Source organism: Halomonas sp. DN3 (assembly GCF_024137905.1).
In the GTDB taxonomy this organism is placed as follows: domain Bacteria; phylum Pseudomonadota; class Gammaproteobacteria; order Pseudomonadales; family Halomonadaceae; genus Halomonas; species Halomonas litopenaei.
Window position 1 is genome coordinate 581,527 of record NZ_CP099965.1, and the last position, 20,239, is coordinate 601,765.

Below are 20,239 nucleotides of genomic sequence, written 5' to 3' on the forward strand. Positions count from 1 at the left end.
ATCACCGTGGCCGCAGCGGCCGATCGGGTAGAGATATCGATCAGGGACCTATACTGGATCAGGGACGACCGGTGAGGACGACCGAGAGCAGGAGCGCGCATTGATCATATTCCGTTACCTCACCCGCGAGATTCTGCTGACCATGTCGGCGGTGGCCGGGGTGCTGCTGCTGGTGATCATGGGCAGTCGGTTTATCCGCTACTTTGCCAACGCCGCCGAAGGCGAGATCCCGGCGAACATCCTCGGCTCGCTGATGCTCTATCACATGCCGGGCTTTCTCGAGCTGATCCTGCCGCTGGCGTTCTTTCTCGGAATTCTGCTGGCCTACGGCCAGCTCTACCTGAACAGCGAGATCACCGTGCTGGTGGCCTGCGGCACCAGCCCCAACCGGTTGCTGACGGTCAGCCTGGTGCCCGCCGCCCTGGTGGCACTGCTGGTCGGGATATTCAGCCTGTGGCTGACCCCCGCCGGTGCCCTGCACAACGAACTGGTGCTGGAAGAACAGCGCAGCAAGCTCGACTTCTCGGCGCTGGCGCCAGGGCGTTTTCAGGAGTTCGGCAGTGGGCGTATCGCCTACGCCAGCGACGTGTCCGAGGACGGCGAGCGCATGCAGGAGGTGTTCATCAGCGAACGCCAGAAGCGCAATGACGGCTCCCCCGAGAGCGTGGTGACCCGGGCGACCCAGGGCTACCAGTCGGTGGATCCGGACACCGGCAGTCGCTATCTGGTGCTGGAAGACGGTGAACGCTATAGCGCAGAGGCCGGTCGCGCCGACGCCGAGCGGCTCGAGTTCGGTACCTATGCCGTGCGTCTGGCACGGGCGGTGGAGGCGGTCGAGACCGACTCGGCGGAGTTCGCCACCACCACGACCCTGCTGAATGACGCTTCGCCCGAGGCCAGGGCCCAGTTGCAGTGGCGACTCGGCGCTCCCCTGATGGTGTTCGTGCTGACCCTGCTGGCCCAGCCGCTGTCCCGGGTCAATCCTCGCCAGGGCCGCTTTGCCAAGCTGCTGCCGGCGATCTTTCTGTACGTGGCCTACCTGAGTCTGCTGCTGGCCGCCATGGACGCCATCGGCAGCGGCAGCCTGCCTGCCGTCATCGGCATGTGGCCGATCCACGCAGGCTTCCTGATCCTCGGCCTGGGACTGGCCTTCAATGCCCAACGCAAGGGAATGAGCGGATGATTCTCGATCGCCTGGACGGCTACATCGCCCGCAACGTCCTCGCTGCCATCCTGGTAGTGCAGGTGGTGCTGCTGGGCCTGGACCTGATCATCACCTATATCGATGACCTGGGAGACATCGAAGGCGGCTATGGCGCTTTCGAGGTCTTCCTGTTTCTGTGCATGCGCCTGCCCTGGCGCTTTTATCAGTATGCCCCGGTAGGCGTGCTGATCGGCGCCCTGATCGGACTCGGCAGCATGGCCTCCAACAACGAACTGACGGTGATGCGGGCGGCGGGACGGTCGCTGGCGCGCATCGTCTGGGGGGTGATGAAGCCGATCATCCTGGTGGTGGTGATCGTGCTGACGGTGGCGGAGTTCGTCAGCCCCAGAACAGAGCAGTTTGCCCACGCCTGGAAGGTGCAGCAGATGCAGGGCGAGGGCGCGGTGGTCACCGAACGCGGTGGCTGGCAGCGCGAGGGTGATGACTTCTATCGCTTCGGTGCGATTCGCGCCGACGACACCGTGCTGGATCTGACCCGCTACGAATTCGACGGTCACCGGCTGGAGTCGGTCACCACTGCCAGGCGTGCGGTGTGGCAGGGCGATTTCTGGGAGCTGCAGCAGGTCGAGACGACCCGCTTTACCGATGACCTCACCGAGGTCGACAAGGTGGCTAGCCTGCGTTGGGACACCAGCCTGTCGCCGACCCAGCTTTCGCGTCTGCTGCGTGACGTGGAGACCCAGGCACCGAGTGAATTGTGGGCCTACGCCAGCTATCTGGACGAGCAGGGCCTGGAGGCCACCCAACCGCTTTTGTACTTCTGGCAGAAGATGCTGATGCCACTGACCATGGCTTCGCTGGTGCTGGTGGCGGCGTCCTTCGTGTTCGGCCCGCTGCGCACCGTGGCCGCCGGGACGAGGGTATTCTACGGGGTCATCACCGGGCTGGTGTTCAAGTACCTCCAGGATCTGCTGGCACCGGCCTCCACGGTATTCGGCTTTTCGCCGGCGTGGGCGGTGCTGGCCCCCACCCTCGTGTGCGCCCTGCTGGGACTTCACCTATTGAGGCGGTCGGGGTGAAGGGCGGCATGCCTGGCGCCGGCTTGGGCACTCTCGATCGCCCCGGCCCCAACGTTAGTGTGCGCCTTGCTGGGACTTCACCTATTGAGGCGGTCAGGGTGAGGAGCAGTATGCCTGGCGCCGGCATGGGCACTCTCGATCGACCCGGCCCCAACGTTAGTGTGCGCCTTGCTGGGACTTCACCTGTTGAGGCGGTCAGGATGAAGGGCTGCATGCCCTGCGCCGGCATAGGCACTCTCGATCGACCCGGCCCCCACACTCGTGTGCGCCCTGCTGGGACTTCACCTGCTGAGCAACCCCAATGACACGACGTTTTCCCCATCTCGATGACGTCTGGCCCGCCGGGCTGGGCCGGCGCCTGGGCGCCATGTTCTACGACAGCTTTCTGTTGCTGGCCATCTGGATCGCGATCACCACCTTGCACGTGCTGGTGGTACGCAAGTTGCTGGGCCTGGCCCCGCAAGAGGTGGGGGCAGGTGTTTGGCAGGTGCTCAGCCTGCGACTGCTGCTGGTGGCCGCGGCCTTTGCCTTTTTTGCCTTCTTCTGGCGCCGCGGGGGCATGACCCTGGGAATGCAGGCCTGGCGCCTGCGCGTCCAGACCCTCGACGGCGGACCCATCAGCCTGCGTCAGACCATGCTGCGCTTCGCCGTGGGAGCGCTGTCCTTCGTGCCGCTGGGGCTGGGCCACTGGTGGGTGCTGTTCGACGCGGAACGGCGCAGCTGGGCGGACCTGGCGTCCGGCACCCAGGTGGTGGTGTTGCCGAAAACGTCGAAGCGCTAGCCTGCAACGAGCGCTTGAGCGAGAGTCCTGAACAGGGCAGCTTACCCGTCAGCCCGGCTCGGGCGTCTGCCATCGACCCTTCACCCTCTGCCGCGCCCGGCCGACGTTCTCCCTGCGATGCTGCTCGGCCCCTTCCCATCCTGCCTGCACGGGGCGCTCCTCTCTATTTCCTTCCTGTTCTCTGGATGCTGTCGATTGCCTGTCGGCAGGGGCATCGTTTGAGCGAGATCACGTAAATTCAAATCTTTAGCTAAAGCAAATACGAATTACTCTTGAAAAGGTTGCGCGTCGCTATGGGAATCATTAACATCGACTATAGTGATTCAGGAGAGATGGCGATGTACGTATGCCTGTGCAAAGGGGTCAGTGACCGACAGATTCGTCAGAGCGTCGATGACGGCGCGCGTAGCTGGCGTCAGGTTCAACGTGAGACCGGTTGTGGCACCCAGTGCGGCAAATGTGCCTGTGTGGGCAAGCAGATCACCCGCGATGCCATCCAGGAAGCGTCCAGTCTGGAAGTCGAAGCGCTGGCCTACGCGGTATAGCCTTGGTCGTCGGTACGCTCATACGCTACTTCCTTTGCGGTAGTCTTTTGAATTAGCAATCGATATCGTTGTAGTTGCGGTTTTCAAGATTCTGATTTTATTGAGTTTTTTCATGGATGCCCTATACTGCTTCTTGACGGGAGCTGGTAGGGCATTGCTTGTCGTGCCAGTGTGTCTGTAGCCCCGCGTCTGTTGCCCTGCGAAGGCGGGCGAGGCCAAGGAGAGACGCCGCCTCTGCGGCGTCCGATGCAAGACGGTTCGATCAACGACGACTGGCCACGGCCGGTCGGCAATCACCGGCAAGCACATGACCGGCAAGCACAAGTCCGGCAAGCATTGAGGAGTTTTCCATGAAAGGCGATCCCAAGGTCATCGAGCATCTCAACAAGGTGCTGGGCAACGAGCTGGTGGCCATCAATCAGTACTTCCTGCACGCCAAGATGTACAAGGACTGGGGCCTGGCCCGGCTGGCCAAGTGGGAGTACGACGAATCCATCGAGGAGATGAAGCACGCCGACATTCTGATCGAGCGCATCCTCTTTCTCGAGGGCATTCCCAACCTGCAGGACCTCGGCAAGCTGCATATCGGCGAGGATACCCGCGAGATGCTCGAGGCCGACCTGGCCGCAGAGCATACCGGACGCGACGACCTGATCGAAGCCATCACCTACTGCGAGCAGGTGCGGGACTACGTCAGCCGTGACCTGTTCCAGAAGATCCTCGACGACGAGGAAGAGCACATCGACATCATCGAGACCGAGCTGGGTCTGATCGACAAGGTCGGCCTGCAGAACTACCTGCACAAGCAGATGCAGGAAGCCGGCGGCGAAGAGTAATTCAGCGCTGAGGCGCTGGATCGACAGTGCTCAAGCAAGCAAAAGGGGAAGCCAGTGGCTTCCCCTTTTTGCGTCTGCGCGTGTGGATATCGGTTGCTTGTACGCGGGCCAGGTCGTCTGGACCAGCACCGTGGGACCAGTGTCGTCGGACCAGCGTCGTCGGGCTGGTATCGTCGGGTAGGCATCGTCGGGCGGGTATCGTCGGACCTGCGCCATGGACCAGCGTCACCGACCTGAGCGTCGTCCGGCCTGGCTAGAACGCCTTCTCCAGGGCAAAGCGCGGCGTCGTGACGCCCTCGACCTCGACGCTCTCGCAGAACATCTGAAGGGGGCGCACCCACAGGCCGTAATCACCGTAGAGCGCGCGGTAGACCACCAGGGCCTCTTCGCTTTCGCTGTGGTGGGCGACGCCGGTCACCTCGTAGAGCGGGCCCTTGTAGTGGCGATAGATGCCGGGCACCGGAAGGGGGGATTGCGCGGTTGTCATGGTCATTTCCTTGTCTGGCTCATTTCACACGGGTCAGCCTGGCCAGTGCCCGCGAGGCGGCGACAAAGCCGAAGCTGCCGGTGACAAAGGTGGCGGCGCCGAAGCCGCTCTCGCAGTCCAGGCGCGTGGACTCGCCGGCACCAGGCTTGGTGTGGCAGACCTCACCGTCCTGGCCGGGGTAGACCAGCTGCTCGTCGGAGTAGACGCACTCGACGCTGAAGCGGCGTTTGGGATTGCGCGAAAAGCCGTGATCGCGGCGCAGGCGCGAGCGCACCTTGGCGAGCAGGGGATCATGCTCCGTACGGGTCAGGTCGGCCACCTTGATCCGGGTGGGATCGGTCTGGCCGCCAGCGGCGCCGGTTACCGTCAGTGGCAGCTTGCGGCGTTTGCACCAGGCGATCAGAGCGGCCTTGGCCACCACGCTGTCGATGGCGTCGATCAGATGATCGGCGTCCTCGGGAATGCGTTCGGCGAGGTTGGTCGGGGTGGCGAAGGCGACATCGGTGATGACCTCGATGCCGGGGTGGATGGCCCGGCAGCGCTCGGCCAGCACTTCTACCTTGGGCCGCCCGATGGTGCCGTCGAGGGCGTGAAGCTGACGATTGACGTTGGAGACGCAGACATCGTCGAGATCGATCAGGGTCAGCTTGCCGACGCCGCTCCTGGCCAGCGCCTCCACCGCCCAGCTGCCGACACCGCCGACGCCGACCACCACCACGTGGGCTTGCGCCAGGCGGGCGCTGGCGGTGGCGCCGTAGAGGCGGCGAATACCGCCAAAGCGCAGGTCATAGTCGTTGTCGCTGGGGTCAGTGCTCATCAGGAATCTCGCTGGGTCGTTGCGGTCACGGTGGCGGTATCGGCAGGCCGGGGCAGGTGGGCGCGCCAGCCGAAACGGTCGAACAGCCGCGTCATGCAGGCGTCCAGTGGGCAGCACAGCGCCAGCGGGGTGCGGTGGCGAGGGTGCTCGAACTCGAGCGAGGTCGCTGCCAGCAGCAGCCGATCGCAGTCCAGGCTGTCGCGGAAGAAACGGTTGTGGTTGCCCTTGCCGTGCTTGGCGTCGCCGATGATCGGGTAGCCGATGCCGGACAGATGACGGCGTATCTGGTGGCGTCGCCCGGTCAGCGGGCGGGCCTCCATCAGCGAGTAGCGAACCTGAGGGTAGCGGTCGAGTCGTACCGGCAGCTCCACGCTGTCGAGCCGGCGCACCTCGGTGATCGCGGGCATTGCCGGCATCTCGGCCTTGGGCCGGCTGCCGTCTTCCTCGCGCAGTGCCCGGTCGATGCGCTCGGTCTCGGGGCCGATGCCGCGCACCACCGCCAGGTAACGCTTGGCCACCTGGCGCTCGGTGAAGGCCTCGGCCAGCCGTCGGGCCATGTCCGAGGAAAGCGCGAACACCATGACCCCGGAGGTGGGACGGTCGAGGCGGTGCACCGGGTAGACCCGCTGTCCCAACTGGTCGCGCAGGCGCTGCAGCAGGAATTCGCGCTCGCCACGGGCCAGCGCGCTGCGATGCACCAGTAGCCCGGACGGCTTGTGCACCGCCACCAGATCGTCGTCCTGGTAGAGAATGGGCAAGGGCAGGGACATCGCGGCGATACCTTTGACGTGAATGCGTGCTCGAGGCGCGCTATTGTCGCCATGTTGCGGCGATCTGTCATCCGGATTGCGACGACTCCGTGAGTTGAGGGGCATCTCCGGCTACGGCTTTGGTCTATGATGAGCGCCGACAATCGGTGAGAGAGCAGGCTATGACCCGAGGGATAGGGATGCTGCGCTGGTGCAGGGACTGGGCACCGGTCCTCAAGGTGCTGTCGGTACTTTGGCTGGTGTTGGCGCTGTTCATGCTGTTGCCCTGGGGGGTGCTGGTATGGGAAGGCGACGCCGATGCACCGGCCTTCGCTCGTTCCCTGCTGGTGGTAATGGCCACGGTGCTGTTGTGCTGGTGGCTGACCTGGCGGATACCGGTGGCGCTCAAGACCCAGCAGATGTTCGTGCTGACCACCTTGAGCTGGGTCAGCATCAGCGGTTTCGCCAGCCTGCCGCTGGTGCTGGGCGCACCCCATCTGTCGCTGACCAACGCGGTGTTCGAGTCGGTCTCGGCGATCACCACCACCGGCTCCACCATCCTTACCGATATCGACCAGCTGTCCGACGGTCTCAAGCTGTGGCGGGGACTGATGCAGTGGCTCGGCGGCATCGGCATCATCGTCATGGGTATCGCCATCCTGCCGTTTCTCAAGGTCGGCGGCATGCGCCTGTTCCAGACCGAATCCTCGGACTGGTCGGACAAGGTGATGCCGCGTACCGGCGGCATCGCCAAGGCCACGCTCGGCATCTACGCCCTGGGCACCCTGGTGGCGATCCTGGCCTACGGTATCGGCGGCATGGCACCGGTAGACGCGGTGGTGCACGCCATGAGCTCGGTATCCACCGGTGGCTTCGCCAATTCAGACGCCTCCTTCGGCGCCTACGCCGACCAGCCGCATCTGTTGTGGATGGGCACCTTCTTCATGTTGCTTGGGGCCTTGCCCTTCGTGCTCTACATCCGCTTTCTGCGCGGCTCTCCGCTGGCGCTGTGGCGCGACGAACAGGTCCGCGGGCTGGTGTGGCTACTGGTGGTGGTGACGTTGATCCTCAGCCTCTATCGGGTATGGCGAGGCGAGGCGATGTTCGATGCCCTGACTCACACCGCCTTCAACGTGGTCTCGGTGGTGACCACCACCGGCTACGCCAGTGACGACTACAGCCAGTGGGGCCCGTTCGCCGCCATGGCGTTCTTCTATCTGACCTTTGTCGGTGGCTGCAGTGGTTCGACCAGCGGAGGCATGAAGATCTTTCGCTTCCAGGTGGCGATCAAGATGCTGCTGAGTCAGCTGCGCTTTCTGATCCACACCCACGGGGTCTTCGTCTCTCGCTACAACGGTGTGCCGCTGTCCGACGAGATCAGCCGGGGCGTGGTGGCCTTCTCCTTCTTCTTCTTTCTGACCATCGCCGGTCTCGCCCTGGCCCTCGGCATGCTGGGACTCGATCTGGTCACGGCGCTGACCGGGGCGGCCACGGCGGTGGCCAACGTCGGGCCAGGACTTGGCGATATCATCGGCCCTGCCGGCAACTTTTCCACCCTGCCCGACGCCGCCAAGTGGCTGTTGTGTGTGGGCATGCTGATGGGCCGCCTGGAAATCCTGACCGTGCTGGTACTGTTGACCCCGATGTTCTGGCGCAAGTAGGTCCTTGGCGGCGGTGGGGGAGGTGATCGATGGCGTAGTGTGCCGGGTTGGACAGACGGCTTGGCGGCTGCCATGTTGCACGGCAACATGACAGTCGACATTGGTCGTCTCGCCGAAGGTGGCGGCGGCGGTCATTCTGAGCTGACGCCCGTCGGGAGCCCCGTGATGAAACTGTCCCCTGCCTATCGCATCGCCGCCACTATCCTGCATGGATTCGACGAGTACCGCTCGCGCTTCAAGCAGATCACCCTGGACGCCAATCGACGCTTTCGCGACGCCGCCTGGCGCGAGGCCCAGCAGGCCTCGGCGGAGCGGATCAACCTCTATCAGGAAAAGGTCGACGAGACCCTGGGGCGCCTGCAGCGCACCTTTGACGAGGACATCCTGACCCACTGCGAGTGCTGGCGTGAGGCCAAGGGGCACTATGTCGAGCTGATCGGTCAGCGACTCGACTACGAGCTGGCCGAGACCTACTTCAATTCGCTGTTCTGCTCGATCTTCCATCACCGCCACATCCGCGATGACTGGATGTTCGTCAACTCCTCCAGGGACGCTGCGTCACACCACTCGGGCATCGAGCTGTGCCGACACATCGCGGTGGAGGGGGACTGGTCAAGGGCCATCGCCGAGGCGCTGGAGGGGGCCGAACTGGGCATGGAGTTCATCGACCTGGGCCACTGCGGACATCTGGCGCGTGACTTTCTGGTCGAGCACCTGCCGCAAGGGCTGGCGGACGGCACGGACACCGAAATCGAACTGCTGAAGAGCGTCTTCTACCGCAACAAGGGCGCCTACCTGGTCGGCCGCATCCACCGCGATGGCGAGCAGGTGCCGCTGGTGCTGCCGGTGCTCCACGAGGAGGGCAAGGGGCTGCACCTGGATACGGTGCTGATCGAGCCCGACGAAGTGTCGATCATCTTCTCCTTCACCCGGGTCTACTTCCAGGTCGATGCCACCGTGCCCCGGGAGTTTGTGGCCTACCTGCACATGCTGATGCCGGACAAGCCGATCAGCGAACTCTACGCCGCCATCGGCTTCTTCAAGCACGGCAAGACCGAGTTCTTCCGTGCCCTGAACCAGCAGATCGCGCGGCGCGAGGACAAGTTCATCATCGCCCCCGGGGTGCGCGGCATGGTGATGGCGGTGTTCGTGCTGCCCTCACACCGCACCGTGTTCAAGATCATCAAGGACCGCTTCGACCCGTCCAAGGCGATGAGTCGCGACAACGTGCGCGAGAAGTACGGCCTGGTCAAGCGCCATGACCGGGTCGGCCGGATGGCCGATACCCAGGAGTTTTCCTACCTGGTGTCGCGCAAGGACCACTTCGATCCCGAATGCCTGGAGCATCTGCTGGAAGTGGCGCCGAGCAATGTCTACCTGAAGGACGACAAGGTCATCATCAAGCACTGCTACACCGAGCGCATGATGACCCCGCTGAATCTGTATCTGGAACAGTGCGACGAGACCGAGACCCGTGCGGTGCTCAAGGACTACGGCAACGCCATCAAGCAGATGGCGGCGGCCAACATCTTCCCCGGCGACATGCTGCTGAAGAACTTCGGGGTGACCCGCCACGGGCGTGTGATCTTCTACGACTACGACGAGGTGAGCTATCTCACCGAGTGCAACTTCCGGCATATCCCGGAGCCCCTGTATCCCGAGCAGGAGCTGGCCGACGAACCCTGGTACTCGGTGGGGCCCAATGATATTTTCCCCGAGGAATTCGGGCCCTTCCTGTTCGCCAATGTGCAGTTGCGCAAGCTGTTCTTCGAACTGCATCCGGAGCTTTTCGATGCCGACTACTGGAAGAGCCTGCAGGCGGCGATCACCGACGGTCAGGTGATCGACGTCTACCCTTATCGCAACAAGCAGCGCTTCGCCTCGGACCCCGGGGGCCTGACCTACTGAGTCCGTGGCGGCGCTGATTCAGACTCTCAAAGCTGTGGAGCGAGTTCATGTCCAAGGCCCCCCATCTGGTGGTGCTGACCGGCGCCGGCATCAGCGCCGAGAGCGGAATCCAGACCTTCCGTGCCGCCGATGGCCTTTGGGCGGATCATCCCATCGAGGACGTCGCCACCCCCGAGGGCTGGGCACGAGACCCGCAGCGCGTGCTGAGCTTCTATGACGCCCGTCGGGACCAGGTACGTGGCGCGCGTCCCAACGCCGCCCACCGGGCGTTGGCTAACCTCGAGGCGCGTGGCTTCGAGGTCAGCATCGTCACCCAGAACATCGACGATCTGCACGAGCGAGCGGGCTCCCGGCGGGTGCTGCACCTGCATGGCGAGATCATGATGGCGCGCTCCTCGGTGGACGAGCGCATGCGCTATCCGCTGGGGCGTCGCAATATCGCCATGGGCGACGTCTGTGACCGTGGCAGCCAACTGCGCCCGGACGTGGTCTGGTTTGGCGAGGCGGTGCCGGCCTATCAGGACGCCTGCGAGATCGTCGCCGAGGCGGACCTGTTGCTGGTGGTCGGCACTTCGCTGGCGGTGATGCCGGCGGCGGCCCTGATCAACGAACTGCCCTTCGATGCCGACTGCGTGCTGGTGGACCCTGACGAATCGCTCAGGGTGCCTGCTGGCGTTGCCCGGCTGGTGATGCCGGCAGGTGAGGGCGTGCCCGCCCTGACCCGTCACTGGCAGCGTGAAGGTCGACTGTTCATGCCGCAATTGGGCTAGGCCCGGGTAATGGTGTTGCCGTCGAGCTGTGTGCAGGGAGAGCCTTCGAGCGGGTTGTCTGAAGAGCCGTCGAGCGGCTTGTGTAGAGAGCCGTCGAGCGGCCTGTGTAGAGAGCCTTCGAGCGGCCTGTGTAGAGAGCCTTCGAGCGGCCTGTGTAGAGAGCCTTCGAGCGGCCTGTGTAGAGAGCCTTCGAGCGGGTTGTCTAAAGAGCCATCGAGCGGGTTGTGTAGAGAGCCATCGAGCGGGTTGTCTAAAGAGCCATCGAGCGGGTGGTAGATTGAGCCATCTTTGTGGTGGCTTGCCTGACGCAGACAATGGGGCGTGGTAGATTGGGCGCCCTTTGCCGCAGCCTGCTTCCCGCCCATGTGTGACTCTCGTTTCGCCGATTCCGCCCCCTCCCTGCATGACGCCCACGCCGAAGATTCCGGCTCGACTCACGAAGCTTCAACTACCGAGGAGGCGTCCGCCGAGCGCCATCCGGGTGAGCCGAGCGCTGTCGGGGATCCGCACCTCGGCGAGAGCCCGAGCCCCGACCGGGACCCAGCCACCGGTCATCCGCGTCCCCCGCGGCGAGAGTTCAAGGCGCGCGGCAGTTTCGTCACCCGTTGCGCTGGCTGCAATCTGCCCGAACTCAACTGCCTGTGCCCCTATCAGGCCAAGGCCGACTCTCGGGTCCAGGTGTGGCTGATCACCCATCCGCTGGAGCACCACAAGCCGACCAACACCGGCCGTCTGATCGCCGACGTGCTGGCGCCCACCCGTGTCTTCACCTGGTATCGCACCACGCCCGATGCAAAGCTGCTGGCGCTCCTGGCCGACGAGCGTTACGCCCCCTTCGTGGTATTCCCCGACGACCAGCCCGACTACGCCGACCGCGTGGTCGAGGTGGAGGCGGTCCGGCGAGTCCCCCGTGAGCGCATCCCGGTGCTGATCCTGCTCGACGGCACCTGGCGTCAGGCGCGGCGGATCTTTCGCAAGAGCCCCTACCTGGAACGCCTGCCGGTACTGCCGTTGAGAACCGATCGACTGACGCGTTATCGGTTGCGCAAACCCGCTTCCCAGGCGCATCTGTGCACCGCCGAGGTGGCCGCCGAGCTATTGCGTCAGAGCGGCGAGGAAGACGCCGCTTCGGTGCTCGACGATTACTTCGACGTCTTCAACGACAGCTACGCCGCCAGTCGGCGCTACCACAAGATCGAGACGCCAAGCCCGGCCATGCGCAGGTTGGCCGCACGGCGAGGGTGAGAGGGCGTGGTCAGGCATCGAGGCGACGACAACGCCAGGATCGGTGTCGGTATACGCATAACTATGCCGTATTGAGCGGGTTTTTTCGGACCTGTCGGTATAAAACTACATTCCCTATCCACGTCCGCTGGCTTGTGGTGTCGCGAATATCCTAGTTCACCCGGGCTTTTTCTGGGAGACGCTCTTCTTTTGACACAGTTTGGTCAATCTGTGCGGCTTGGCGCACGAGGAGCGTTATGGATTTTCGTAGGCGTTTTCACCCCTGCCGACCTCTCCCGGGAGATCGCTGTCCATCGCTGGCGGTGGATGGTGATGCCGCATTTTCCGTGGCGACGCTGGAGCGTCGCTTGGAAAAGGACCGTACCCGGGTCGTCCACAGTGCCAGCCTGCGTCGATTGCAGCTGCTGCCCCAGCAGGGCGCGGTGCTGGCCCACGCAAGCCAGAGACGCCTGCTGTCGGCCTCGCTGGAGCGACAGCAGATGGGGCGCCGGATCGTGCAGATGGTCTATCGCAAGCTGGGCAAGCGGGCGGGTGACTGTGGCCTCGATGGTCTGGAAGACGCCTTCATCTGTCTGGTCGAGGTGGGCAGCCTGCTGCGTGATATCGGTCGACCTCCCTTCGGCCAGGCCGGAGAACTTGCGCTTTGCGGCTGGTTCGACAGCCATATGTCGGCCCTGGGAGGCCGCCAGCTGCCGCTGGCCAAGGACGATATCCAGGGCGCGGCCCTGCTCAACGAGCTGTGTCGTTTCGACGCCCAGGCCCAGGCGCTCCGCACCATCGGCAAGCAGGAGGGGATCTCGCTGACCCATGTCCAGGGCGCGGTGCTGCTGGGGGAGCAGGCGGTGTGGCGCGAAGTGGGCGACGATGGCCGTGGCCGCCAGGGCTACTGCTATCGTGCCGAGAGCGACCAGGAGACGGCCATGCGTGGTGTCCTGGGGCTGGGCCAGGATCATCGCCATCCGGCCAGCTACGTGGTGGATGCCGCCGAGGTCATTGCACGGACCCTGTCTCGTCTGGAGGCGGTGGTGGAGCGGGGGTTGATCGACCCGACGTCCCTGGTGGCATCGCTCAAGCAGGCCTACGTGGAGGGGCTGGCCCGCCAGGGAGAGCCCTGGGCGAGTCTGGAGGAGCGGCGCTTCTCGCGCCACGGAGTAGTACGCCGCTGGAGCCTCGGTGGCATGCTGGACTGGGCGCTGCGCCGCTATGAGCGGGACAACGTCGAGGAACTGGGGCGCTTCTTTCACTACCTGCGACTGGCGCTGGGGCGCACCCTGGTCAATCACGCCGCCGATGCCTTCGTGGCCCACCTGGAGAACATCCGGGAGGGACAGCCTCAGTTGAGGCTGCTGAGCGCGGAGGTCGGCTGTCGCGCTCTGCTCGAGGCCTTCGACAGCCTGGCCACCCGGGTCGAATATCGGGATCCGGAGCTGGAACGGCTGGAGCTCGAGGGCTACCGCACCTTATGTGGACTGCTCGATGCCGCCCTGCCGGCTTTGCGCCTGCCGGAAGCGGCCTTCGTGCGACTGCTGGACGAGGGCCATGGCGCCTCGCCGCGGCTGACGTTGTGGGTGAAGCGGTTGCCGCCCGGCGTGCTCAGGGTGTACCGCCAGGCCATGGCGCAGCCCTGGGAAGGGGCGAGCCGCGAGGTCTGGGAGGCCTATCATCGTGGACGCCTGGTGCATGACTGGATCTGCAGCATGACCGAGTCATCGGCACTGGAAGAGTACAGTCGCCTGCGTGTGGCCGGTCGTTCGCTGGCCTGACGGTCAGGATCTGTGGCGTCACCAACGGCATCGTCCGGTCCAGCGTTGAAACGACGGGCCAGGGATGGCGTAGAGTTTCTGTCGACGATTCTGCACAGGCAAGGTCCCATGAGGCTGGCGACGGGTGGTCGGCGAAGCATCTCGGTGATGGCGGTGCTGGCACTGATGCTGGCACTGATGTCGCTGGTTTCTGGTTGCGTGCCGGTGATCAGTGAGCGCTGGGCGCGCCAGCCATTGCAGGGGCAGGTCATCGACGTCCGCACCGGGGCCCCACTGGCGGGGGCCAGGGTCTCGGCCGAGGCCTTTGCCGAGGCCGCCGGCGTGACCGACAGCAACGGGCGGTTCGCCATTCCGGGGCATTCGTATATCGGTGGGCAGTTGTTGATGGCAGCAAGCGGGCTGCGCCCTCAGTGCTGGAAGGTCGAGCGCGACGGCTATCGGACGCTGTGGATCGAGGTGATGGAGATGGTCCCGGATACGCTGCGCCAGCCGATCACGGTGAACCTGCCCATGTTGACGTTCGATGCCGAGGCGCCCGCTGAACGCTCTGCCGAGACGATGGTCAAGGAAAAGAGCACCGGGGATCAGGTCGGCCATCACGTCGGCAATCACGTCGCCAAAGAGGCGATTTCCCGCGCGATACAGTACGACAATTACCGTTGGCGCCTGGCGGAAGGCAGCGACTGTGGCGCAGCGCCACCGCCAAGCTAACGATCGATGAGGTCGCCGTTCGTCGCCAGCGCGCGTGCATCCACTTCCCTGATACTCGAACAGCCACACATGGCGAGGCCCTGGTCCAGCTCTCGGCGCAGGATCGCCAGGCAGCGCTCGACGCCGGCTTCGCCCGCGTCGGCGAGTCCGTACAGGTAGGGACGGCCGATATGCACGGCGTCGGCGCCCAGGGCCAGCGCCCGAAGGATGTCCAGGCCGCTGCGAATCCCACCATCCAGATGCACCTCGAGATGCTCGCCCACCGCCGCCGCCACCTCGGGAAGCGCTGCGATGGTAGCCCTGGCGGCGTCCAGCTGGCGCCCCCCATGATTCGACACCACCACGGCGTCGGCTCCCTGCTCGGCGGCCTGGCGCGCCGAGTCCGCGTCCAGCACCCCCTTGACGACCAAGGCGCCCGGCCAACGGGCGCGGACCCAGACCAGGTCATTCCACCCGAGTGAGGGATCGAGCTGGTGGTCAAGCCAGCTGGCGAGTGAGGCGATGCCGTCGGGGGCCGAGAGTGGCCCGTCCAGATTTCCCAGGGCAAAGTGACGGCTACGCAGGTGGCGCCACCACCAGCCAGGGTGACGGCCTAGCCCCCAGGCGAGCTTGAGGGCGGTGGCCGGATCGGGCCTGACGTCGTGGCCGAGCCCCCGGTGGTGGTCGGCCAGCAGCGGCATATCGATGGTCAGCACCAGCACACGGCAGCCGAGACTCAGGGCGTCGTCCATCAGTCGCTCGCTGAGACCGCGATCCTTGAACACGAACAGCTGAAACCAGGGCGGGCGCGGGCAGTCCCGGGCGATATGGGCAAGGGGGGCGTTGGACAGGGTGGCGGCGGTGTAGGGGACCCCGGCTCGCGCAGCGGCGCGAGCGGCCAGACGTTCCCCGTCGGCCCAGGCCAGGCCGCCCAGGGCCACCGGCGAGAGCACCAGCGGCAGCGCGATATCTTCGCCCAGAATGCGAGTACCGAGGGTGCGCCGGCTGACGTCGGCCAGGCGCGGTGCCAGCGCCACTCGTGACAGGGCCTGGAGGTTGGCGGCCAGCGCCTGCTCGGCGCCGGAGCCTCCGTCGATATAGTCGAAGACCAGCCGCGGGAGTCGCCGTCTCGCGCCTTGGCGAAGCGCCTCTATGGTGCTGCGAGTCATGGGCGCCGACTCCCTTCCGCGTACCGTTCATCTGAGCATAGTCTAAGCGGGCTTCGGAGCCGGTTTCGATGACGGGCTGGCGCGGACCCGGAGCGGGTTCGCGTTGATGGTAGGGGGCGGTGAAACGACACCGCCGCCCGAGTGGGCGGCGGCGCGAGGGTGCCGAACGAGGCGGCCGGGCTAGCCGAACAGGCTGTCGGCGATACGAAAGCCGGCGATCCAGGTGCCGGCGGCGGACCCCAGGGTCGCCGTCAGGAACACCAGCAGGGTGCGCGAGACACGGTTCTTCCACCAGCCCTTCACTTGGGTGACGTCGTGGCGCAGGGTGGAAAAGTCACGCACCTTGGGCTTGCGCATGGCCAGCTCCACCCCGGCGGCGACGAAGCCCGCCCCGATGGTGGGATTGAGCGAGGTCAACGGGGCGGCGAACACGGTGGCGATCACCGTGACCGGGTGGGCCAGGGCCAACAGCGTGGCGCCCCCCGACAGCACGCCGTTGATCACGAACCATTCCGCCACCAGCTGCCAGCCGAGCTCGGTGTTGCGCGAAAAGCCGATGGCGAAGCCGGTCAGCACCAGGGCAGTGATCAGCCAGGGCAGCATCTTCCACACCTTCGACGGCGGCCGGGTGGCCTCCAGCGTGGCGATTTCCTCGGCCGGGTCCTCGGCAGGCGGGCCTTCCAGGTGCTCGGCCATGCCCTTGAGGTGGCCGGCGCCGATCACCACCAGCACCCGCTTGAACTTGCCGGGGGGGCACTGCTGGGCCAGGCGCATCACCATGTAGCGATCACGCTCGCTGATCAAGGGGGTGAACAGCGACTGTGATTCGGCAGCGAATTCGCTGAAGGTGGATTCCAGCACGTCGCCCTGTTTTAGCCGCTCGACCTCCTCGGCGGAGACTTCCTGGCGCGACAGCACGCTGCCGAGCAGGCCCGACAGCAGGCTAAAGCGCTGCCACAAGGGCACGTTCTGGTAGATCCGCTTGAGCGTCAGGCCCACGTCCCGGTCGATCAGCAGCAGCGGAAGCTCGTGGCGCTGACTGGCCTCCAGGGCGGCGCGCATCTCGGCACCGGGCTCGATGCCGGACTGCTCGGCGATGCGCTGCTGGAAGGCGCCGAGGGCCAGGTTGGCGGCGACCATGCCGGCCTTGCCCTGACGAAAGATCTGGAACAGGTCCTGGTCACCCAGGGCGTCGGGATTGGCCAGGTTGCTGTGGCGGGCGTCGCACAGCTCGATGGCGACGGCGTCGAAGTCGCCGGAATCGATCAGGTCGCGCACCTCGTCGGCGCTCTCGGCGCTGACGTGGGCGGTGCCCAGCAGGGTAAAGGTGGTGTCGCCGACGCGGAGGTCACGTCGGGGGCCGCCTCGGGTCTCGGGCCGCTCGGCCAGCGCAATGTCGTCGATCTCGCTCATGGGGCTCGGGGCCTTGAGAATGTGAAGGATCGATTATCCATGAACGAGGAGGGCAGGCCAAACCCTGGCCTGCCCTCGAGCTGACATTGTCCGGCGTTCAGTCCTGATAGGCGCCAGCGGAATAGGTCAGTTCGTAGCTGTGGGAGTAGATCTCGAGGATGTTGCCGAACGGATCTTCCATGTAGATCATCCGGTAGGGCTTCTCGCCGGGATAGTACTCGCGCACCTTGGGCATGCGCTTCTTGCCGCCGGCGGCGACGATGCGCTCGGCCAGGCCCTCGACGTCGGGATCCTGGACGCAGAAGTGGAACACGCCGGTCTTCCAGTACTCGAAGTTGTTCTCCGGGTCCTCGTGGTTGGCGAACTCGAACAGCTCCACGCCTACCCGGTCACCGGTGGACAGGTGGGCGATACGGAAACTGCCCCAGCCAGGGCCGAAGACGTCGGTGCACATCTCGCCGATGGCGGAGTCGTCTTCCTCGATGGTGGTCGGCGCCATGATCTGGTACCAGCCCAGCACCTGGGTGTAGAACGCCACCGCGGCCTCCACGTCCGGCACTGAGATGCCGATATGGGAGAAGCTGCGGGGATAACTGTTTGGAGAGTTGCTTGAAGAGTTGGCGGGAGCGTCGTGGTTGGCGTTTGCCAAGGCGTCTTGCTGGCTCATGGAGTGTCACCTCTTGATGCAGGAATGATGAGCACAGTCTGGGCCGGGATCGCTATAATGAAAATCGACGCTACGTTATGGTGATGATAATAGATGCTTATGGCAAATCCGCTCTGGCTACGCTCGTTTCAGGCGTTGGTGGAGCAGGGCAACTTTACCCGCGCCGCCGAGCGCCTCGATCTGACCCAGGCGGCGGTCAGCCAGCATATCCAGCGCCTGGAGGCCGAGCTGGGACTGTTGTTCATTCGCCGGCCCCGGCGGCTCGAGCTGACCCCGGCCGGCCACGCCCTGCTGGATTATCTGAACGAACGTGAACGGGTCGATCAGCGCCTCACCCAGCGCCTGGCCGGTGATCTGGACGATCATGGCGAGATCAGCCTGATGACGCCAGGGAGCATCGGGCTTGCGATCTACCCGCGTCTGCTGGCGTTGCAGAAGCGCGCGCCGGGGCTGGCGATTCGCCATCGCTTCGGTCCGACGCGAGAGATCGTCGAGGCCGTCATCGACGGCAAGGTGGAGATGGGGCTGGTGGGCGAGCGTCCCGACGACGCCAGTCTGACGGTCAGCGAGTTTGCCACCGAGGCGCTGGAACTGGTGGTACCGGCCAACACCCGTGTCGAGACATTCGATGAGCTGATGGCGCTGGGCTTTATCGACCATCCGGACGGCAAGGCCCTGGCGACCCGTCTGCTCAGTCGGCGCTTTCCGGGCTCGCCGGGCTACGCTCGCTGGCCGCGCAGCGGCTTCACCAATCAGATTGGCCTGATCCTGGCGCCGGTGGCCCAGGGGCTGGGCTTCAGCGTGTTGCCACGCTTTGCCCGGGAGGCCTTCGAGGACCAGCACGCCATCCGTGTGGTCGAGGGTGTCCCCGAGGTCAGCGACACCCTCTACCTGATCCAGCGCGCCGAGTGGCCACTGTCGGCCCGGGCACAGCGGGCGCTTTCGGTGATGCGAGAGGCGGTGGCGGGTGCCGACAGCGCCCTCTAGCGAAGGGCTACGGCAAAGGAAAGGGCGCCAGGATCGGTCCTATTTGCGCCAGAAGGCCGGGGTAAACAACACCAGAACGGTAAAGATCTCCAGGCGCCCCATCAGCATCGCCATCACCAGGATCCACTTGGCCATGGTCGGCATGTCACCGTAGTGCAGACTGGCCTCGCCCAGCGCCGGCCCCAGATTGTTGAGCGCCGAACCCACCGTGGACCAGGCGGTGACCTGGTCGACCCCGGTGGCCATCACCCCCACCAGCATCAGGAAGAACAGCAGCACGTAGGCCGAGAAGAAGCCCCACACCGCCTGGGCGATGCCATCGGGTACGCTGACCTTGCCGATCTTGACCGCGATCACCGCGTTGGGGTGGATCAGACGCATGATCTCGCGCATGCCCTGCTTGATGATCAGGATGATGCGGATGACCTTCATGCCGCCGCCGGTGGAGCCGGAGCTGGCGCCGACGAAGGCGGCGATGAACAGCAAAAGCGGCAGCGCGCCGGGCCAGGCGGAGAAGTCGGCCACCGAAAAGCCGGCGGTGGTGGCCACCGAGACCACCTCGAAGACGCCGTGGCGAAGTCCCACGGTGGTCTCTTCGGTACCGGTCAGCCACAGCACCACCACGGTGATGCTGGCCAGCCCCGTCAGGTACAGCAACAGAAAGCGCGCCTCGGAGTCTTCCCAGTAGTGGCCGATGCGGCGTTCGCGCCAGGCCAGGAAGTGCAGGCTGAAACTGAGTGCGGAGATCAGCATGAAGACGATGCAGATGGCCTCGATCACCGCGCTGTCGAAGTAGCCGATACTGGCGTCGTGGGTCGAGAAGCCGCCGATGGCCACGGTGGAGAAACTGTGGCCCAGGGCGTCGAACCAGTCCATCCCGGCGGCCATGTAGGCCAGCATGCACACCACCGTCAGGGTGGCGTAGATGTACCACAGCGCCTTGGCGGTCTCGGTGATCCGCGGCGTCAGCTTGGAATCCTTGAGCGGCCCGGGGATCTCGGTACGGTACAGCGCCATGCCGCCGACCCCCAGAGTCGGCAGGATAGCCACCGCCAGCACCACGATGCCCATGCCACCGAGCCACTGCAGCTGCTGACGATAGTAGAGGATCGCCTCGGGCAGGAAGTCGATGCCGGTGATCACCGTGGCGCCGGTGGTGGTCAGCCCCGAGAACGACTCGAACACCGCGTCGGTGAACGACAGTGCGGTGCTGCCGGTGAGCATCAGCGGCAGCGAACCGAACAGCCCCAGCACCGTCCAGAACATGGCGGCGATCAAAAAGCCGTCGCGGGTGCGCAACTCCCGCCGGGCACGACGATTGGGCAGGAACATCAGCGCGCCGGTCAGCACGGTGATGGCGATGGCGATCAGAAAGGCGTCCCAGGTGCCGTCGCCGAACAACAGCGAGATGGCGATGGGCGGCACCATGGTCAGGCTGAACATCATCAGCAGCAGCCCGAGAATGCGCAGGATCATCCTCAGGCTCATGGCGTCCTGCCTCCTGGCT

The 20,239-nt window shown here is 65.0% G+C and carries 19 protein-coding genes; 12 read left to right on the forward strand and 7 right to left on the reverse strand.

Translation table 11 applies throughout. The annotated features are described in order from the left end of the window. Nucleotides 1-100 precede the first annotated feature (100 nt). The 5 genes from lptF to bfr all read left to right on the forward strand — a co-directional run bounded on the left by lptF (nucleotide 101) and on the right by bfr (nucleotide 4,406). The gene (lptF, locus tag NKF27_RS02660; RefSeq protein WP_083970631.1) at nucleotides 101-1,183 is read left to right on the forward strand and encodes an LPS export ABC transporter permease LptF; all 1,083 of its coding nucleotides are present in this window, start codon (nucleotides 101-103) and stop codon (nucleotides 1,181-1,183) included. Beyond that, the gene (gene lptG / locus NKF27_RS02665; RefSeq protein ID WP_253555252.1) at nucleotides 1,180-2,244 is read left to right on the forward strand and encodes an LPS export ABC transporter permease LptG; all 1,065 of its coding nucleotides are present in this window, start codon (nucleotides 1,180-1,182) and stop codon (nucleotides 2,242-2,244) included. The genes lptF and lptG overlap by 4 nt, the downstream gene beginning before the upstream one ends. Before the next feature lie 301 nt (nucleotides 2,245-2,545). Further along, the gene (locus NKF27_RS02670; protein WP_253555254.1) at nucleotides 2,546-3,025 is read left to right on the forward strand and encodes an RDD family protein; all 480 of its coding nucleotides are present in this window, start codon (nucleotides 2,546-2,548) and stop codon (nucleotides 3,023-3,025) included. A gap of 338 nt (nucleotides 3,026-3,363) precedes the next feature. Beyond that, the gene (locus NKF27_RS02675; protein ID WP_045994717.1) at nucleotides 3,364-3,570 is read left to right on the forward strand and encodes a bacterioferritin-associated ferredoxin; all 207 of its coding nucleotides are present in this window, start codon (nucleotides 3,364-3,366) and stop codon (nucleotides 3,568-3,570) included. Nucleotides 3,571-3,920: 350 nt separating this feature from the next. Then, nucleotides 3,921-4,406: a bacterioferritin gene (gene bfr, locus NKF27_RS02680; protein ID WP_253555255.1), complete on the forward strand. Its 486-nt coding sequence runs from the start codon at nucleotides 3,921-3,923 to the stop codon at nucleotides 4,404-4,406. Nucleotides 4,407-4,659: 253 nt separating this feature from the next. On the opposite strand, the gene NKF27_RS02685 is transcribed toward bfr, so the two are convergent. From NKF27_RS02685 to NKF27_RS02695, 3 genes are read right to left on the reverse strand one after another with little or no spacing between them, the layout of a single operon-like run. Continuing rightward, a complete protein-coding gene (locus NKF27_RS02685) occupies nucleotides 4,660-4,893 on the reverse strand; it encodes a DUF1653 domain-containing protein (RefSeq protein ID WP_253555256.1) in 234 nt (77 codons plus the stop codon). Nucleotides 4,894-4,912: 19 nt separating this feature from the next. Further along, nucleotides 4,913-5,710, reverse strand: coding sequence for a tRNA cyclic N6-threonylcarbamoyladenosine(37) synthase TcdA (tcdA, locus tag NKF27_RS02690; protein WP_253555257.1), 798 nt, complete (start codon nucleotides 5,708-5,710; stop codon nucleotides 4,913-4,915). Further along, nucleotides 5,710-6,480: a pseudouridine synthase gene (locus tag NKF27_RS02695; RefSeq protein WP_253555258.1), complete on the reverse strand. Its 771-nt coding sequence runs from the start codon at nucleotides 6,478-6,480 to the stop codon at nucleotides 5,710-5,712. Before NKF27_RS02695 ends, tcdA begins: the two co-directional genes overlap by 1 nt. A gap of 161 nt (nucleotides 6,481-6,641) precedes the next feature. Here NKF27_RS02695 and NKF27_RS02700 point away from each other — a divergent pair, with 161 nt between their 5' ends. The 6 genes from NKF27_RS02700 (at nucleotide 6,642) to NKF27_RS02725 (ending at nucleotide 14,517) form a co-directional block, all read left to right on the forward strand. Beyond that, complete coding sequence (locus NKF27_RS02700; RefSeq protein WP_253555259.1) at nucleotides 6,642-8,120, forward strand: TrkH family potassium uptake protein; 1,479 nt, start codon at nucleotides 6,642-6,644, stop codon at nucleotides 8,118-8,120. 165 nt (nucleotides 8,121-8,285) lie between these two features. After that, nucleotides 8,286-10,028: a bifunctional isocitrate dehydrogenase kinase/phosphatase gene (aceK, locus tag NKF27_RS02705; RefSeq protein ID WP_108131228.1), complete on the forward strand. Its 1,743-nt coding sequence runs from the start codon at nucleotides 8,286-8,288 to the stop codon at nucleotides 10,026-10,028. 47 nt (nucleotides 10,029-10,075) lie between these two features. Further along, entirely contained in the window at nucleotides 10,076-10,798 is a 723-nt protein-coding gene (locus NKF27_RS02710) for an NAD-dependent deacylase (RefSeq protein WP_045993075.1), read from the forward strand. A 363-nt stretch (nucleotides 10,799-11,161) separates the two neighbouring features. Further along, entirely contained in the window at nucleotides 11,162-12,043 is an 882-nt protein-coding gene (locus NKF27_RS02715) for a tRNA-uridine aminocarboxypropyltransferase (protein ID WP_253555260.1), read from the forward strand. A gap of 347 nt (nucleotides 12,044-12,390) precedes the next feature. Continuing rightward, a complete protein-coding gene (locus tag NKF27_RS02720; RefSeq protein ID WP_253029221.1) occupies nucleotides 12,391-13,806 on the forward strand; it encodes a hypothetical protein in 1,416 nt (471 codons plus the stop codon). A gap of 108 nt (nucleotides 13,807-13,914) precedes the next feature. Beyond that, the gene (locus NKF27_RS02725) at nucleotides 13,915-14,517 is read left to right on the forward strand and encodes a carboxypeptidase-like regulatory domain-containing protein (protein WP_253555261.1); all 603 of its coding nucleotides are present in this window, start codon (nucleotides 13,915-13,917) and stop codon (nucleotides 14,515-14,517) included. Here NKF27_RS02725 and NKF27_RS02730 read toward each other — a convergent pair. The 3 genes from NKF27_RS02730 to NKF27_RS02740 form a co-directional block, all read right to left on the reverse strand. After that, nucleotides 14,514-15,665: an alpha-hydroxy acid oxidase gene (locus NKF27_RS02730; RefSeq protein WP_253555262.1), complete on the reverse strand. Its 1,152-nt coding sequence runs from the start codon at nucleotides 15,663-15,665 to the stop codon at nucleotides 14,514-14,516. The two genes, NKF27_RS02725 and NKF27_RS02730, sit on opposite strands and share 4 nt — an antisense overlap. A gap of 180 nt (nucleotides 15,666-15,845) precedes the next feature. Beyond that, nucleotides 15,846-17,078: a TraB/GumN family protein gene (locus tag NKF27_RS02735; protein ID WP_253555263.1), complete on the reverse strand. Its 1,233-nt coding sequence runs from the start codon at nucleotides 17,076-17,078 to the stop codon at nucleotides 15,846-15,848. Nucleotides 17,079-17,175: 97 nt separating this feature from the next. Beyond that, nucleotides 17,176-17,745 (reverse strand): lactoylglutathione lyase family protein, encoded by a 570-nt coding sequence (locus NKF27_RS02740; protein ID WP_083970698.1) that lies wholly within the window; start codon nucleotides 17,743-17,745, stop codon nucleotides 17,176-17,178. Between the two features lie 99 nt (nucleotides 17,746-17,844). Here NKF27_RS02740 and NKF27_RS02745 point away from each other — a divergent pair, with 99 nt between their 5' ends. Next, nucleotides 17,845-18,732 (forward strand): LysR family transcriptional regulator, encoded by an 888-nt coding sequence (locus NKF27_RS02745; protein ID WP_253555264.1) that lies wholly within the window; start codon nucleotides 17,845-17,847, stop codon nucleotides 18,730-18,732. Nucleotides 18,733-18,771: 39 nt separating this feature from the next. On the opposite strand, the gene NKF27_RS02750 is transcribed toward NKF27_RS02745, so the two are convergent. Then, nucleotides 18,772-20,220 (reverse strand): TrkH family potassium uptake protein, encoded by a 1,449-nt coding sequence (locus NKF27_RS02750; RefSeq protein WP_253555265.1) that lies wholly within the window; start codon nucleotides 20,218-20,220, stop codon nucleotides 18,772-18,774. Nucleotides 20,221-20,239 lie beyond the last annotated feature (19 nt).